The sequence below is a fragment of the Algoriphagus machipongonensis genome, assembly GCF_000166275.1.
Taxonomy (GTDB): domain Bacteria; phylum Bacteroidota; class Bacteroidia; order Cytophagales; family Cyclobacteriaceae; genus Algoriphagus; species Algoriphagus machipongonensis.
Map to the genome: position 1 here is coordinate 2816832 of NZ_CM001023.1, position 15804 is coordinate 2832635.

At 38.1% G+C, this 15804-nt stretch carries 16 protein-coding genes; 13 read left to right on the forward strand and 3 right to left on the reverse strand.

The window, feature by feature from the left end; translation table 11 throughout:
* Positions 1 to 28 precede the first annotated feature (28 nt).
* Positions 29 to 436 (reverse strand): DUF4332 domain-containing protein, encoded by a 408-nt coding sequence (locus ALPR1_RS11840; RefSeq protein WP_008200966.1) that lies wholly within the window; start codon positions 434 to 436, stop codon positions 29 to 31.
* A 223-nt stretch (positions 437 to 659) separates the two neighbouring features.
* On the opposite strand from ALPR1_RS11840, the gene ALPR1_RS11845 reads away from it, so the two are divergent.
* Positions 660 to 1373 carry an outer membrane protein assembly factor BamD gene (locus ALPR1_RS11845; protein ID WP_008200968.1) on the forward strand — a complete coding sequence of 238 codons (714 nt, stop codon included), beginning with the start codon at positions 660 to 662 and terminating at the stop codon, positions 1371 to 1373.
* Positions 1374 to 1793: 420 nt separating this feature from the next.
* On the opposite strand, the gene ALPR1_RS11850 is transcribed toward ALPR1_RS11845, so the two are convergent.
* Both ALPR1_RS11850 and ALPR1_RS11855 read right to left on the reverse strand, forming a co-directional pair.
* A complete protein-coding gene (locus ALPR1_RS11850; RefSeq protein ID WP_008200971.1) occupies positions 1794 to 2396 on the reverse strand; it encodes a tetratricopeptide repeat protein in 603 nt (200 codons plus the stop codon).
* A gap of 16 nt (positions 2397 to 2412) precedes the next feature.
* On the reverse strand, positions 2413 to 3228 hold the full coding sequence (locus ALPR1_RS11855) for a 2,3,4,5-tetrahydropyridine-2,6-dicarboxylate N-succinyltransferase (protein WP_008200973.1): 816 nt from the start codon (positions 3226 to 3228) through the stop codon (positions 2413 to 2415).
* 20 nt (positions 3229 to 3248) lie between these two features.
* Between ALPR1_RS11855 and ALPR1_RS11860 the strand changes: the two genes are divergently transcribed.
* The 12 genes from ALPR1_RS11860 (at position 3249) to ALPR1_RS20345 (ending at position 15804) form a co-directional block, all read left to right on the forward strand.
* Complete coding sequence (locus tag ALPR1_RS11860; protein ID WP_008200974.1) at positions 3249 to 4379, forward strand: glycosyltransferase; 1131 nt, start codon at positions 3249 to 3251, stop codon at positions 4377 to 4379.
* A gap of 330 nt (positions 4380 to 4709) precedes the next feature.
* Positions 4710 to 5372 (forward strand): metal-dependent transcriptional regulator, encoded by a 663-nt coding sequence (locus ALPR1_RS11865; protein ID WP_008200975.1) that lies wholly within the window; start codon positions 4710 to 4712, stop codon positions 5370 to 5372.
* A 231-nt stretch (positions 5373 to 5603) separates the two neighbouring features.
* A complete protein-coding gene (locus ALPR1_RS11870) occupies positions 5604 to 6056 on the forward strand; it encodes a thioredoxin family protein (protein ID WP_008200976.1) in 453 nt (150 codons plus the stop codon).
* Entirely contained in the window at positions 6053 to 7435 is a 1383-nt protein-coding gene (gene mnmE, locus ALPR1_RS11875; protein ID WP_008200977.1) for a tRNA uridine-5-carboxymethylaminomethyl(34) synthesis GTPase MnmE, read from the forward strand. The genes ALPR1_RS11870 and mnmE overlap by 4 nt, the downstream gene beginning before the upstream one ends.
* Positions 7436 to 7658: 223 nt before the next feature.
* Positions 7659 to 8012, forward strand: coding sequence for a helix-turn-helix domain-containing protein (locus tag ALPR1_RS11880; protein WP_008200978.1), 354 nt, complete (start codon positions 7659 to 7661; stop codon positions 8010 to 8012).
* Positions 8013 to 8034: 22 nt separating this feature from the next.
* Positions 8035 to 9198 (forward strand): tyrosine-type recombinase/integrase, encoded by a 1164-nt coding sequence (locus tag ALPR1_RS11885; protein WP_008200979.1) that lies wholly within the window; start codon positions 8035 to 8037, stop codon positions 9196 to 9198.
* Complete coding sequence (locus ALPR1_RS11890) at positions 9195 to 10079, forward strand: hypothetical protein (RefSeq protein ID WP_153231807.1); 885 nt, start codon at positions 9195 to 9197, stop codon at positions 10077 to 10079. Before ALPR1_RS11885 ends, ALPR1_RS11890 begins: the two co-directional genes overlap by 4 nt.
* Before the next feature lie 84 nt (positions 10080 to 10163).
* The gene (locus tag ALPR1_RS11895) at positions 10164 to 10508 is read left to right on the forward strand and encodes a helix-turn-helix domain-containing protein (RefSeq protein ID WP_153231808.1); all 345 of its coding nucleotides are present in this window, start codon (positions 10164 to 10166) and stop codon (positions 10506 to 10508) included.
* Positions 10508 to 11374 carry a hypothetical protein gene (locus ALPR1_RS11900; RefSeq protein WP_008200982.1) on the forward strand — a complete coding sequence of 289 codons (867 nt, stop codon included), beginning with the start codon at positions 10508 to 10510 and terminating at the stop codon, positions 11372 to 11374. Before ALPR1_RS11895 ends, ALPR1_RS11900 begins: the two co-directional genes overlap by 1 nt.
* Positions 11375 to 11463: 89 nt before the next feature.
* Entirely contained in the window at positions 11464 to 12042 is a 579-nt protein-coding gene (locus ALPR1_RS20340; protein WP_008200984.1) for a hypothetical protein, read from the forward strand.
* Between the two features lie 208 nt (positions 12043 to 12250).
* Positions 12251 to 14659, forward strand: a complete 2409-nt coding sequence (locus ALPR1_RS11910; RefSeq protein WP_008200986.1) for a type I restriction-modification system subunit M — start codon at positions 12251 to 12253, stop codon at positions 14657 to 14659.
* Positions 14650 to 15804, forward strand: a complete 1155-nt coding sequence (locus ALPR1_RS20345; protein ID WP_008200988.1) for a restriction endonuclease subunit S — start codon at positions 14650 to 14652, stop codon at positions 15802 to 15804. The genes ALPR1_RS11910 and ALPR1_RS20345 overlap by 10 nt, the downstream gene beginning before the upstream one ends.

The following is a 15804-nucleotide window of genomic DNA, read 5'->3' on the forward strand; positions in this document are numbered from 1 at the left end:
TTCAATAAAAAAGGTATTTACAAATTTCTTAATAAGTGACTACTGGGTCTAATGACTTAGCATGAGCAATGTATTTCTCTACCTGGCTTTCTGCAGGAACTGCTCTTGTTAAACCTTTTTCCTCTTGAGTTTTCACCAAAGCCGCATGTAAATTCGCAGGATTTCGGTTTCTAAGTTCTTTTACGGTATCAACTCCTGCCGCTTTAAGCAATTCAGCAAACTGACTCCCTACTCCATCAATTCTAAAAAGATCGGCCATATTTACCCAATCCAATATTTTACCTTCAGCAATTCCAGATGCATCTGCAATTGCCTTTCTACCTGACTTAGTTGCACCTTTTTCAAGCAAACCCTCTACGGAGGAAATTCCTGCAGCTGCTAATTTTTCTTTCATAACCGGACCGATACTTTCGATCATTGTAATTGGCTTTGACATAATCTTTTGGATTTAAACAGTAATAGTGATTAACTAAAATTTGAAATATTAATTCCTAGCAAAATTTAGTGCCAGTAATTAATTAATCCTTAAAATAAACACAATTTTTATCTTCTAAAATCCATTTTTGATAAATAATAGAAATTTAACCGCTTAGTAAAGTTTAACTTTTACTTGCTACGCCAACTGTCTTATATTGCGGAAAATACAGATCAATTAACCTGTGAACCAAAACACCCTTCCTATTCTACGTTTACTATTTTCTATTGCGCTATTTTCCATTTCCTCGACTTTACTGGCACAGATAGGTCCCAACCTAGGCCAAACGGATACCTGGATGAAAAATGCGGTTGCTGCGATCGAGCGAAATGACTACGAAACAGCAAATGGAATATTTAGAAACCTTATTGACTCAGGCCTTCCACTACCTGAAGAAATGCCCTATTATTTCGCTGAAACGCTCTTTAATTTGGGTCAGTATGACAACTCAGCCAATTTCCTGAATAAATATTTAGAGCTCTCTGGCTTTAAAGGTGACCATTATCAAGGGGCAAAGGAGTTGCAAAAAAAGCTGGAAACACCCCTTCAAAATATTCAGGTTTGCCAACTATGTGATCGAAAAGGCTATCGCTATAAGGTTTGTTTTACCTGCGATGGCAAAAAGGAGATTTCACAGGAATGCAGCTATTGCAAAGCTAAAGGCGTGGTCGGATGCAGTCGATGTGCAGGTACAGGGATGATCACCAAAAAGAACATCTTCAATATCGTGGAATATTTTGAATGCGACCGATGTAATGGTCAGGGAAGATTGGAATGCCCTGTTTGCCATGGAGAGCTTAAAGAAGTAAGTGCATGCAAAACCTGTAATGGATCAGGAAGACTTGCCTCAGAGCTTCTTTGCGATCATCAACCAAGAGAAGATCATGATCATCAATAGAAATTTTCACTATCCATGAATAAAAAAGAGCGTCCTCCGATTGGGGGACGCTCTTTTATTTATCTATTCAAATTTCTTAGAGAGCTGTTTTAGCATTTTTTTGACCTTATACTCAGACTGAGCAAAAAGCTACGGGAGTAGCGTATATCGAAGCCTAATCAGAAATATTTGAAAGATCGTGATCTCTGTCAGGCTGAGCGGAGTCGAAGCCTTTTAAAAGAAGTCAAACCTATTCCGTTTTCAGCTTAGGTACGAAATTTCTTCTTCATTCTTCTCAGTTTGTATTGATTCAACTAGTTCTCGACTACTTGACTACCGAAGGAAGGCGCTCCAACTGACAGGCATTTCGGATTGAATGCTGTCAAGCTGAGCTAAGTCAAACCTATTCCTTATCAAAAGCGAAATAGTAGCTTGGCTATGTTATTTACAATACTTATCCAATGCCTCTTGTGATCCTGGATATTCCAGAGATCTGGCCAACTGAAAATCCTCGCAGGAACTTCCAATATTACCCATAGCGACTTTCAATAAACCTCTGTTGTAATAAGCTTGACCAAATTCCTTATCTCTCTTAATGGCATTAGCATAGGAATTCAAGGCTTCTTCAGACTTACCCATTTGGTGTAGGGCTCTTGCCTTGATAAAAGAGGCCATTGCCGGAGCTCCAGAGATCTCTTCTGCTCTGCTGGCATACAACAAGGCATTGGTATAATTCTTTTCCTTGTGGTGTAAATTTGCCAGGCTTAAAAGCACCTGAAAATTATTCGGATCCAACTCCAGCGCTTTTACGAAATCATTTTTGGCATTTTCAAAATCTCCATTCTCTTCATAGGCTCTTCCTCTATTATAAAGGTTCCTCACATCGTTTGGAGAGTACTTTAGAGATGCCGTATACTCTGATATGGCTTCTTCATATTGTCCTGAACTGAAATACTTATCCCCGGGGTTTTGATCCGGTTTTGAACAAGCCCATAACATCCCAGTTAATACCGTCATCAACAGGACTTGGTTTAGTTTTCTCATGATAGTTGGTTGTTTATTATACTGCTACACTATTTTCTCTTAGCGCATCATTTAGTGATGTTTTAAGGTCGGTAGAGGCTTTTCTCTTTCCTATAATAAGAGCACAAGGGACTTGATAAGTTCCAGCAGCAAATTCTTTGGAAAGGGATCCTGGGATCACCACAGATCTTTCTGGTACGATTCCTTTGTATTCAATGGGTTCAGATCCTGTCACATCAATAATCTTGGAGCTTGCTGTAAGCGTTACTCCAGCACCGATCACTGCTTCTTTACAGATTCTTACGCCTTCGACAATAATCGCTCTAGAACCCACAAATGCACCATCTTCGATAATCACAGGGGCAGCCTGAACAGGCTCTAGTACTCCACCAATACCTACTCCACCACTTAAATGAACATTTTTGCCGATTTGTGCACATGAACCGACTGTAGCCCAGGTATCAACCATCGTGCCACCGTCCACATAAGCGCCAATATTAACATAACTTGGCATCATGACCACTCCATTGGCTAAAAATGCCCCATATCGGGCTACTGCATGCGGAACCACTCTTACGCCCTGCTTAGCATAATTGGTCTTCAGAGCCATCTTATCATGAAATTCAAATGGACCTACTTCAATGGTCTGCATCTTTTGAATTGGGAAATATAGAATCACTGCCTTCTTCACCCAGTCATTCACTTTCCAATTTCCATCAGGTAATGGTTCAGCTACTCTGGTTTGACCTGAATCAAGGTCTGCAATAACCGTTTTAATCGCAATTTGTGTTTCTTTCTCCTTTAATAATTCTCGGTTATCCCAAGCATTTTCTATGATGGTCTTCAGTTCCATTATTTTAATTAGTTTCGTTTATGGATCAACTTCCAGATTCTAAAATTCCAGTTTTAATTGCTTCAAGCCTAAAACCCCTCAAAGATACAAGAGCCTGGGAGAAGCTTTGCTTTTCGCTGCGTGAAACAAATAAATACGACCTAAACATCATAGGATTTTCATCTAAAATCGAGGAAAGTCAATTGGGAATAAAGCTTTTTTCATCAATCCGGGATTTCAACTCTAAAAAAGACCGGCTATTTTCTCAGTTTAGATTTCTTAAAACCTTATTAAAAGTTCGGCCAAAGTTGTTGATCTGTTGTACCTATGAATACCTACCCATTGCTTCCTTTTGTAAACCTATCTTAGGCTATCAACTGATATATGATGTACAGGAAAATTATGTTTTAAACCTGGATTTGAATCCCAATTCAGCTCCCGGAAAAAAGAAATTAGCTAAAAAAATCATTGAATTTTGTGAGCATACATCAGCCATAGACCATTACATTTTTGCCGAGAAATGCTACACTCAGGAGATGCCTGACAAGGCTCCATTTTTGATTTTAGAAAATAAATATGCCGGTAAAATCAGAGCTGTTTCAGCACTGGATTATCGTGAAAAAGAGCAGTTCAAACTCCTGATTTCAGGGACACTTTCCCCTGTATTTGGAACGCTGGAAGGAATCCATTTTTTCAAAAAATTACTGGAAAATTCTCCTAATTCCAGCCTTGTAATCATTGGCCATTGCCCGATAAAATCTTATCAAAATAAGATCGCATTTGAAGCTGGAAAAGTGAGGCAAATCGAGCTAAAAATTTCGGATAAACCAATCCCACATCAGGAGATTTTAGAGCAAATAGAAGCAGCAGATTTCTGCCTTCTCCCATATCAAAATCAGGTGGCAATTTCCTCTAAAATGCCCACTAAATTATTTGAATCTGTATCCCTTGGAACTCCCATTATTTCCAGCAAAAACACGCTGTGGGAAGAGTTTATTTCAAGCTATGATGCTGGATTTACTACTGATTTTTCGAAGGAAGAAAATGACCCATCAGTGATCTTTCAAAAACTCCAGGATCAATTTTTTAAACATGGAGTGGATGAAGAAGTAAATTGGAACTCCCAAAAAGTTGCCTTTCAAAACCTGATTGCCAAGCTAAGCAAGGCTTAAGCACAAGCTTTTCCACCCATGTGGATATCCACATAGAGTTATCCACCTCCCCCCTATCTTTTACACTCATTTCCTACAAATGGAAACTCGTTTTCATTTCTTGTTTTCCTTATTCCTTAAGTAAAAATCCAACAAAACAGGATTTCAACTTATTGAATAATAGATTTTTACAATATTTTATCCTCTAATCTAAATTTATTTTTAGCCTAGACTAAAACCTAAATCACATCTGAAATTGAGTTATCAACAGGAGTTTTAGACTCTGTCTATAATTTATTTAGATATGTCTAATTTAAACTCTACCTTTAACTTTTCGTAATTTGAATGAATATGAGTTTGACCATAGCAGAAGAGAATTATCTCAAGGCCATTTACCACCTCTCCGATGGCGGAACAAAAAGTGTTTCCACAAATGACATTGCAGCAGAGATCAAAACTAAGCCTGCCTCCGTGAGTGACATGTTGAGAAAATTGGGTGATAAAGCTGTAATCGAATACAGGAAATATTATGGAGTAAATATTACAGAGGAAGGAAAAAAAATAGCTTTAGGAACGATCCGGAAACACCGCCTTTGGGAAGTGTTTTTGGTGGACAAATTACAGTTCGCCTGGGATGAAGTTCATGAGGTAGCGGAGGAGTTGGAACACATCCAATCTCCCCTATTAATCCAACGTTTGGATGCCTATTTAAATTACCCAAAATTTGACCCACATGGTGACCCCATTCCTGATGAATTTGGGGATGTCAAGGCAAGGCCAAGAGTAGCATTAAACGAAATGGAAATTGGGCAGTCCGGACAGATCGTTGCAGTGAAAGATAGCTCCGCTGCTTTCCTTCAATATTTAGATAAAGTCGGGGCCTACATAGGTGCCAGAATCAAGGTCATGGACAAGGTGGAATTTGACGGATCTTTGGAGATTTTGGTAGACCAGAAAAAGAATCTCTTTATGTCAAAAGATGTGGCGGCAAACATTTTAATCCAACAATCTTAATCTCTCCAATGATACTCTTATCTCAAGCTCAAAATGTCTCTTTAACAATCAGGCATTTTTATTGCGATATAAGCTGTATATATTAATAGGTCTAACCAGCTATCTTGAGTATAGAATCCGGTTTGTTTGTAGGCAAGAGATTTACCGAATCGATTTACAAATGAAAATGAGTAAATTTGCCAATGAACTTCCCAGGTCCAAAAGTCGTTTAGACCTCGAAGACAAATCCTTATGAAAAAACTAATTCTACTTATATCCTTCGTACTAATTGGTATTACTGTGCAAGCACAGGAAAAGATCGAATGGATGAAATTTGAAGAAGCTGTTGCAGCCAATCAGAAAGATCCTAAGATGCTTTTGGTAGATGTTTATACTGATTGGTGTGGATGGTGTAAAAAAATGGACGCTTTAACATTCAAAGACCCTGAAGTGGTCTCTTATATCAATGAGCGATTCTACGCAGTCAAACTGAATGCAGAAGACACCGAAAGAACATTCGATTTTATGGGAAAGGAATATTCTGAAGCCAAAATGGCTGCAGTGATGCGAGTTCAGTCCTACCCCAATTTTGTCATTATCGATGAAACTTTGAAGAATATCACTCAACTTCCAGGATACCGTGAACCGGATCAATTTTTAGAAGGTTTAGGCTTAATCGTAAAAAAAGGATTTAGAGGTCAATGAGTTTTTCCCTTGCAGAAAGGAATGACACCATCATCGCCTTGGCAACACCCCAGGGAGTTGGTGCAATTGCTGTCATCAGATTATCAGGTCAAGACGCTATTAAGCTGACCAATGAGGTGTTTTTTGGGAAAAACCTGGAAAAACAAGATTCTCATACCATTCATTTTGGAACCATTCGTGACGGTGAAAAAGTCATAGATGAGGTTTTGGTTTCACTTTTTATTGCTCCAAAATCATTTACCAAGGAGAATGTGGTGGAAATTTCCACGCATGGCTCCTCTTATATCATCAATCAAGTCATCAAACTATTCCTTAAAAAGGGAGTACGACCGGCAAAAGCAGGGGAATTCACCCAGCGTGCCTTCTTAAATGGGCAATTTGATTTGGCTCAGGCCGAAGCGGTAGCGGATTTGATTCATGCAGATTCTGAAGCAAGTCATTCAGCAGCCTTAAGTCAAATGCGAGGCGGCTTTAGTGGAGAGATTCAGGTTTTGAGAGAGAAGCTTATTCACTTTGCTTCCATGATCGAATTGGAACTCGACTTCGGTGAAGAGGATGTGGAGTTTGCCAGCCGAACGGAATTGCAAGAATTGGTCGAAAGACTCTTACGGGTGGTAGAGGAATTGATTTTAAGCTTTGACTTGGGAAATGTGATCAAAAACGGCGTGCCTACGGTCATCGCCGGAAAACCCAATGCAGGCAAATCCACCCTACTCAACGCTCTTCTCAACGAAGAAAAAGCCATCGTTTCCGATATTGCGGGTACCACCCGTGACCTTATTGAAGATGAGATCAACATTGGCGGAGTGATCTTCCGATTCATCGATACGGCAGGTTTACGGGAAACTACCGATACCATCGAGGCTATTGGCGTCAGCAGAACTCAAGAAAAAATGAAGACCGCTTCTCTGATCCTTTATTTGTTTGATTTGGGAGATACTGATTTGGTGGAGATCAATCGAGATGTCAATAAACTGGAAAACCTGGGCGTTCCCTTTCTGAAAATTGCGAACAAGCTAGATAAAGCCAATCCTGAATTGGTTTCTGAACTGAAGTCAAAATACCCGGATACCATTTTTATTTCTGCGGGCAACAAAGAAAATCTAGAAGGATTAAAAGTAAAAATCCTGGAATTGGTCAATCTGGACAAGTTCAAAACCGGAAACACCATCGTCACCAATGTGCGTCATTACGATTCCCTGATCAAAACCAGAGATTCCCTTTTGGATATTTTAAGAGGAATAGATGATCAGATCACCAATGACTTTGTAGCCATGGATATCCGCCGCTCCCTACATTACCTAGGTGAGATCACAGGAGAGATTACTACCGATGATCTGCTGGCTAATATCTTTAGCAAGTTTTGTATCGGAAAGTAACTACCACAAAGTAAACAAATAGAAACTACCCAAAAACAAACAATTAGGCTCAAAATGAGCCTTTTTTTATGATTTAATAATTCAATTTGTTTTGCGTTTCTAGTGATTTATTTTGTACCCTTTTGTACCTTAGTTGTACCTTGATGGCTGAAGTACAAATTTCAGTCAATTTTCGGAGAGATTATGGCACTTAATTACATCTAAATTCAATTAATTCCATCTAATGAGCTCTAATATTCGGCTTCAGGCCATTTGTAATTTTTGTGGAAATGAATTTACAGCCAAAACTACAGTCACAAAGTACTGCGGTGATATCTGTGCAAAGCGTGCTTACAAGGTTCGGAAACGAAATGAGAAAATATCTAACCAGATTGAAAAAACTAAAAAAATCATCATAAGGCCAATTGAAGAGCTAAATGCTAAAGACATTCTTACTGTCAAAGATGCTGCCCAATTGCTGAACTGCTCAATTAGAACTATTTACAGGCTAATTGACTCAGGTCGGATTAAAGGAGTAAATCTGTCGGAAAGAATGACAAGGATAAAAAGATCAGAGATAGATAAATTATTAATGTAAATTCTGCACAAATTTTTAAGATATGACCATCAAAGTCGCTTTAAGACAAAAAGTAATTAGTAAGGGGCGCAAAAGCCTGTACCTTGATTTTTATCCAGCAATCCCCCACCCTAAAACAGGGGAACCTACAAGAAGAGAGTTTTTAGGGCTTTATGTGTTTGAGAAAGTAAATAACCCCATAGACAAACAACACAATGCCGACACATTGAAAATTGCTGCAAGCATAAGGCAAAAGCGTGAGAACTATTTAAACAAACCTGAGATATATAGTCAATTTGAAAAAGATCAACTCCGGGCAAAAGAATTAGGCGAACAATCCTTTATTGACTATTTCAAGAAACTAACTAATAAGAAAAAGGGGAATACTAAGCATAGCTGGACATCAGCACTCAATTACATTGTAACGTTTACTGGAGGTGAATTAAAGTTCGCAGACCTAAATCAAAAGCTATTAGAGAACTTTAAAGATTACTTACTTACCACTAAAAGCTTTAGAAGCAATAAAACACCCTTGGCACAAAATTCAGCTTCATCTTATTTCAACAAGATAAAAGCAGGTATAAAGCAAGCTTTCCAAGACGAAATACTCCTAACTGATCTAAATTCAAAAATCAGTCCCATCAAGACAGAAGAAACACGAAGGGAGTATTTAACAATTGCAGAATTAAACAATCTTGTCAAAACGCCATGTAAAGATGAAGTTCTAAAGCGTGCAGCCATATTTTCTGCCATGACAGGTTTGAGATTTTCAGATATTCATAAACTACAATGGAACGAGCTAGAATACATTGAATCCCAAGGTTACATCTTAAATTTCAAACAAAAGAAAACCAAAAGCATTGAAGTACATCCAATATCAGATCAAGCATATAATTTAATTGGTGGAGGAAACAAACCTCAGCAAATTCAGCAAGATACCCTTGTTTTTGTGGGGCTAAAATATTCTGCTTATAAAAATGACATATTGAAGGGGTGGATTGAATCAGCAGGAATCACGAAGAAAATAACTTTCCATTGCTTCAGACATACCTACGCTACTTTGCTTGCATACGGCAATACCAATCCCGGTACAGTCCAAAAGATGCTGGGCCATAAAAACATAAAAACCACTATGCTTTATTTCCACATAGTTGATCAATTAAAGCGAGAGGCTTCCAACGTAATCAATCTTGACATAAAATCTTGAAAAAATCAGCAATGGGAGTATTAAAAAAGAAAGGGTTTACAGAGGTATTAATGCTAATAAGTAACTTTTTAGAAGTTGAAAAAAAAATAGTTATCCTTAATGATGAACACCAATTGATAGGAACACTAGATGAATTTAAAGCTTTTAGTAAAGGCCTAAAAGTGGATTTTCCAGAACTTAGAAAAATAATCTATGAGTTTGAGGAGGAAATCAATCAGCCGATAACTTCAATTGATGTTTATAACTATTTCCGAAAATTGACAAATGGGTTTAAAGTTGAGGAGGTGAAAATTACTCTTCGGGAAATGTATGTTTTTAAGGACATGGTTCTAGAGGAAAGGCTATTAGAATTAGCAAGAAATGAATACCTCAAAAACAACTGGACGATTCCGACCTATACCAAAACAGGAAAACTAGGCACGAATGAATTTGAGGATGTAAGACAAATGATAGCTAAAGTATTTCCATTCCATGGATCATTATTTTATGAAGCAATTGGTTTGTTAAAACATAAACTAAAGGAAGAAAATGAAAATAAATCAACAGGTAACCACCAAATAACTACAAGTCGTCAATTCATTTCCGATCCAAAAAAATACACCGCAAAACACTATGTTTTAGCATACCTTTTTGAATGCAATGCAAGTGGAGTAAGGTTTCCAAGAGGCATTAAATCAAAGTTGGAGAGTGAGGGAAATCAACGTATGGGAGCTGGCAAAGGAAACAGATTTTACAAGGCTTTTAATGAGATCACAAGTTTTGACTTAAATGTTGAAAGCAACCTAAAAATTATCGGTGGTGATCATTGGCGTGAAGCAATAATCCAATTGTCCAAAGATCCAGAGACAGTTGAAGAATACTTACAAAGTAAAGGACTATAAATAAGGGCAGAAATAGGGCATTGCCCCAAGGTGCCCCGAAAAATGCCCTCTGAATTTTGATGCATCATTCAAAACCAAATGAATATGCACAATCTAGTATTAAGTCCAATCGATCCCGAAATACTCATTCGAAGAATAGCGGATCAAGTCACTGAGAACATCTTAAAAGCAGTTAGAAGTGACCACTCACCAAGCAGCGATCTGGAAAAACTTTTAACCGTACAGGAAGCATCCGAATTCCTATCTCTCAAAGTCCCTACAATTTACTCCAAGGTAAGCAGGGGTGAATTACCGGTAATGAAGAGGTCCAAACGACTGTATTTCTCACAAAAAGAGTTGTTGGAATACCTAAAGGAAGGAAGCAAAAGAACATATTCTGACCTACAAAATCAAGCTGATATCTACCTGAAAAACAATGGTGAAATCTAATGATCTGCGGAATCAAGTTGAAGCTGGATTCTCGGGCTATCAGTCAGTTAATTAATAATCCCAATATTGAATTCACATCTAACCTTAATTTGCAAACTGCTGAAATTGATGGAGCTCGTTTATGGTCAAATCAAGGAATAACTATCCAAATCAAGACTTTGGGATATGGCACAATTAAAGGCAGCCTCCACAAATACAAAAATGGAGGTAAGCACAATTATGATGATTTCTCTTGGGAGGATGTATTCCTAACCACTACAAATCTTTCAGATTGCCTTGGTTTAAATATCGATAGTCTGGATCTCATAAATTTAGAATGGGGACTAAACATTGAAACAGACATCTCACCTAAGCAAATTCTTTCTGGTCTGGTGATGCACAAAGGTCAGCCCTTTAAAAACATGTATGTACACCCAGGCACTAACTATACCTGCTCCCACGCACAGTTTAAAGTAAAAGCATATGATAAAGGAGCACAAAATCGCTTACCCTGGAACCTATTACGTATAGAGATGGCAGCCAATCGGTCTGTATTTTTCAATAATCTAGGGGTATATTCTTTAAATGATCTTAGGCGTGATGAAACCAAAGCTAACCTTCAAAACTGTTTGCTTTACGGAGGTTGGAATGACACAATATTAATTGAACCCGGATTAACAGAATACAAGCCTATTAGTCATGAAGAGCAGCTAAGAATAAGCAAATGGTCAAATCCGAATTTTTGGATAAACAGTACAAAACAAGTCCGATATTACAACAAAAAGGAATATGACAATTTCAGGCTTAAAAAGGGCTTTGTAACTAAAGAAAAAATCTTTGACTCCTTGAATAAAAAAATCAGATCATTTTTACCCATTTACACCTAGTATGTACTGTAAATAGGTAAAACGACTTACACGAAATATCAAGTGTATACACGCTAACAAAAGCTAACCTTCTCTAACTATTTAGGCAAATGCATAAAAGTGATACTTTTATTGTAGAACAATTTCCATCACTTCGAACAAGTGATTTAAAAGAATGGGACACCATTTCAAACATATGTGTTCTTGGGAAGAACAACTCTCTTTTGCCTTATCGAGTAAGATATGAACTAACAAAAGATGGATTGTTTTTAGATTATTACATACATGGAATCCCAAAAGAACAATTCATTGAAATAATATTTGAAACCTCCAATTTGGGAATTGGTGAAACATGGTATTTTTTATGCCCTGTGACAAATAAAAAATGCAGGAAACTAGTTCTATCACAAGGTAAGTTTATACACCAGTCAACCATCAAAGGAATTCATTACATACAACAGACTGAAAGTACACCTAAAAGGAAATCAATGAAATGGATTCGTAGATATAAGAAGTATCAAGAACTAGAAAAAAGACAACGACAGAAATACTACAAACCTACTTATGGAGGAAATTTAAGTCGATTGGCCATTCGGGCAACCCAAGCTTTACATCGATATGCTTCAGCTATGCAAAATGAAAAAGAAGTTTGGGCTTGGTTTCATCAAAAGTCTGATCTTCAAGAGTAAAAGATCTTCTCTGAAATAAATATTCAAATTCCTCTCACCTTCTATCCTATTTTTCTTGGTTAAGTCAGTTAATCAAACTAATTTTTGTTTTTCAATTTTTATCTAAACATCATTTCCTATGCACAAACTTGTATTACGTAAGTGGTATTAGGGACTTTTACAACATTTTGATGAGTTTAATAAATATCAAACAATTGATTACTATCTAATGGCGATTAAAAAATCGGAATTGTACAGCTCCCTTTGGGCAAGTTGTGACGAGTTAAGAGGCGGTATGGATGCCAGCCAATACAAAGATTACGTATTGGTGATGTTGTTTATCAAGTACATCAGCGACAAATGGGCAGGACAGCCCTTCGCTCCTATTACGATTCCGGAGGGTGCTAGCTTCAAAGACATGATTGCCCTGAAAGGTAAGACAGACATTGGCGATCAAATCAATAAGAAGATAATTGCACCCCTAAAGGAAGCAAACAATCTTTCTGACATGCCCGACTTCAACGACGTGAACAAACTTGGAGATGGCAAAGAAATGGTGGATCGATTAAGTAACCTGATTACCATCTTCCAAAAGAAAGAGCTAGACTTCAGTAAAAACAGAGCTGAAGGTGACGATATTCTGGGCGATGCCTACGAATACCTGATGATGCACTTTGCAACAGAAAGCGGTAAGAGCAAAGGCCAATTCTACACTCCTGCAGAGGTGAGTAGAATCATGGCGATGATTATCGGGATCTCTCAGGATCAAACAAATGCAAACACAACAGTGTATGATCCAACCTGTGGTTCAGGTTCCTTGTTGCTTCGAATTGGTTCGGCAGCAAAAACAAAAGTAACGCTGTACGGTCAAGAGAAAGATTCGGCAACATCTGCTTTGAGCAGAATGAACATGATTTTACATGATTATCCATCAGCTGAAATCAAACAAGGAAATACCCTTGCCAATCCGCTGTTCCTAGAGGATGGCAAAATGAAACAATTTGATTACGTGGTTGCTAATCCTCCATTCAGCGATAAACGCTGGAGCAATGGCTTGTCAATCCCTAATGATGAACCAAACAATCGTTTTGCTGGGTTTGGAGTTCCTCCATCCAAAAATGGTGACTTTGCTTACCTGTTACATATTGTCCGTTCACTGAAGCGTAATGCCAAAGGTGCGATCATTTTGCCTCACGGCGTATTATTCAGAGGTAATGCAGAAGCAGAGATTCGTACCAACCTCATCAAAAAAGGATACATCAAAGGTATTATTGGCTTACCAGCCAACTTGTTTTATGGCACTGGTATTCCTGCATGTATCATCCTAATTGATAAAGAGAATGCACTAAACCGAAAAGCTGTTTTTATGGTGGATGCAAGCAAAGGTTACATCAAGGATGGAAACAAAAACCGATTGCGTGAGCAGGACATCCGGAATATTACCGATGTGTTTAATGCCCAGTTTGAGGTACCTGGTTATAGCCGTATGGTATCTAAACATGAGATTGAGCAAAACGAATACAACCTCAACCTCCCTCGCTACATCGACAGCCAAGAGAAGGAAGACATACAAGACATCGATGCCCACTTAAATGGCGGCATACCAAATGCCGACGTAGATGACTTGCAACAATACTGGAAGGTTTACCCTAATCTAAAAAAGAGCCTGTTTGAAGAGATACGTAGTGGTTACTCTGCTTTGAAAATAGATCCCTCGGAGATTAACGACAGTATTTACCAACACGCTGAGTTTACGGCTTTCATTACCGAAATGGATACGCTTTTCCAATCATGGTGCACTGAGAATATTGCCTATCTAAAAGGTTTAGAAACGAACTGTCACCCAAAAGAGGTGATAGCTTCATTAGCAGAGAGCTTGCTAAGTAAGTACCACAACAAGCCCTTGATCAATAAGTACAATGTTTACCAACATCTGCTTAGCTACTGGAACGAAGTAATGCAAGATGATGCCTATATCATTTCTTACGACGGTTGGAAAGCAGAAACCTACCGAATAGAAGTAGAAAACAATAAAGGCAAAAAGGTTGACAAAGGTTGGACCTGTGACCTTGTACCAAAGGACTTGGTGATCAACCGCTACTTCCAAGCGGAGAAACAAGCTTTGGCAGACTTGGAAGCCAAGAAAGAAGCTTTAGCTGCCGAGATAGTAGAACTGGAAGAAGAGCATGGTGCTGAGGAAGGATTATTTGCAGAACTGGATAAGGTAAACAAAGGCGAAGCACAGAAGCGGATTAAAGCTATACAGAAAGAGAAAGATGCCGACTTGGCAGATGAACTGGAAGCCTTACAACAATACGTGAAATTGCACACAGACCTAACAGCCATCAACAAAGAAATAAAGACAACAGAACAACAACTGGACGATGGCTTATATGCCAAATACCCAACGCTTACGGAAAATGAAATAAAGACCTTGGTAGTGGATGACAAATGGCTAAAGACCATGGAAACGGCTCTGAAAGGAGAAATAGATCAGATAAGCCAACGCCTCACCAACCGTATTAAAGAACTGTCAGACCGCTACGACACACCTCTACCTACTTTGGTAACAGAAACAGCAAGCTTAGAGGCTACCGTAAACGAGCACTTGGCTAAAATGGGGTTTGTATGGAATTAGGTATGCCAATTATACAGAAAGTTAACGCATTGACTCTAAAGGATTGGGTAGAAAAGCCTTTGAAACAAATAGCACCGCTTCAAAGAGGTTTCGATTTACCTAGCACACATTTAGCCAGTGGCAAATATCCTGTAGTATACTCTAATGGGATTGGTAATTACCATAATAAATACATGGTCAAAGCACCCGGAATAGTTACAGGACGCTCAGGGACTATTGGAAAAGTAATGTATTTGGGAAAAGATTTCTGGCCTCATAATACGTCTTTATGGGTTACTAACTTTCACGGTAATGATACTAAGTTTATATACTACCTCTATCTATTCATTGGATTAGAACGATTTTCTACCGGTTCAGGAGTCCCCACTTTAAATAGAAATGATGTACATGATTTTCGTGTTTCACTCCCCCCATTCCACGAACAACAAGGAATTGCCCAAGTCCTTTCTGATACGGACAAGCTGATAAAGTTCCTAGAAAAGAAGATTGAAAAGAAAAAACTCATCAAAAAAGGGGTGATGCAAGCTTTGCTTACGCCTAAGGAGGGTTGGGAAGTGAAGAAGTTGGGAGAAATAGCAAATATCACAAAGTTAGCTGGATTCGAGTACTCGAATTACTTTAATAGTTACAAAGATAGGGGCGAGGTTATTGTATTAAGGGGGACTAACATAACTGCCAATAAGCTTGACTTATCAGACATAAAAACAATTCCAAGAAAAACCTCTGATTTCCTCAAAAGAAGTAAGTTGTATTGTGGTGATTTGGTATTTGCCTACGTTGGAACAATTGGACCTGTGTATCTAGTTAAGGAAAATAACCGATTTCATTTAGGCCCAAATACATCTAAAATATCAGCTAGTAATTTACTTAATTCAGAGTTTCTCTTCCATTATTTCACTTCATGGTACATTCAAGATGAAATCGTTGAACACACAAGCATAGGAGCTCAACCAAGTCTATCTATGTCTAAAATTAGAAGTTTCAATATCAACTTACCGAACTTAGAAGAGCAAGTTGAAATTGCACGTGTATTGACCGCATTTGATAATGAAATAAAGGATTTGACTAAATTATTACAAAAGTATGGTCATTTAAGACAAGGCATGATGCAACAATTGTTAACAGGCAAAATTAGACTTGTATAA

Bases quoted from the DNA above. Each gene is read 5' to 3' on its own strand.
- ALPR1_RS11840 (WP_008200966.1), bottom strand. From the start codon at position 436: ATGTCAAAGCCAATTACAATGATCGAAAGTATCGGTCCGGTTATGAAA.
- ALPR1_RS11850 (WP_008200971.1), bottom strand. From the start codon at position 2,396: ATGAGAAAACTAAACCAAGTCCTGTTGATGACGGTATTAACTGGGATG.
- ALPR1_RS11855 (WP_008200973.1), bottom strand. From the start codon at position 3,228: ATGGAACTGAAGACCATCATAGAAAATGCTTGGGATAACCGAGAATTA.
- ALPR1_RS11860 (WP_008200974.1), top strand. From the start codon at position 3,249: ATGGATCAACTTCCAGATTCTAAAATTCCAGTTTTAATTGCTTCAAGC.
- ALPR1_RS11865 (WP_008200975.1), top strand. From the start codon at position 4,710: ATGAGTTTGACCATAGCAGAAGAGAATTATCTCAAGGCCATTTACCAC.
- ALPR1_RS11870 (WP_008200976.1), top strand. From the start codon at position 5,604: ATGAAAAAACTAATTCTACTTATATCCTTCGTACTAATTGGTATTACT.
- mnmE (WP_008200977.1), top strand. From the start codon at position 6,053: ATGAGTTTTTCCCTTGCAGAAAGGAATGACACCATCATCGCCTTGGCA.
- ALPR1_RS11880 (WP_008200978.1), top strand. From the start codon at position 7,659: ATGAGCTCTAATATTCGGCTTCAGGCCATTTGTAATTTTTGTGGAAAT.
- ALPR1_RS11885 (WP_008200979.1), top strand. From the start codon at position 8,035: ATGACCATCAAAGTCGCTTTAAGACAAAAAGTAATTAGTAAGGGGCGC.
- ALPR1_RS11895 (WP_153231808.1), top strand. From the start codon at position 10,164: ATGCACAATCTAGTATTAAGTCCAATCGATCCCGAAATACTCATTCGA.
- ALPR1_RS11900 (WP_008200982.1), top strand. From the start codon at position 10,508: ATGATCTGCGGAATCAAGTTGAAGCTGGATTCTCGGGCTATCAGTCAG.
- ALPR1_RS20340 (WP_008200984.1), top strand. From the start codon at position 11,464: ATGCATAAAAGTGATACTTTTATTGTAGAACAATTTCCATCACTTCGA.
- ALPR1_RS11910 (WP_008200986.1), top strand. From the start codon at position 12,251: ATGGCGATTAAAAAATCGGAATTGTACAGCTCCCTTTGGGCAAGTTGT.
- ALPR1_RS20345 (WP_008200988.1), top strand. From the start codon at position 14,650: ATGGAATTAGGTATGCCAATTATACAGAAAGTTAACGCATTGACTCTA.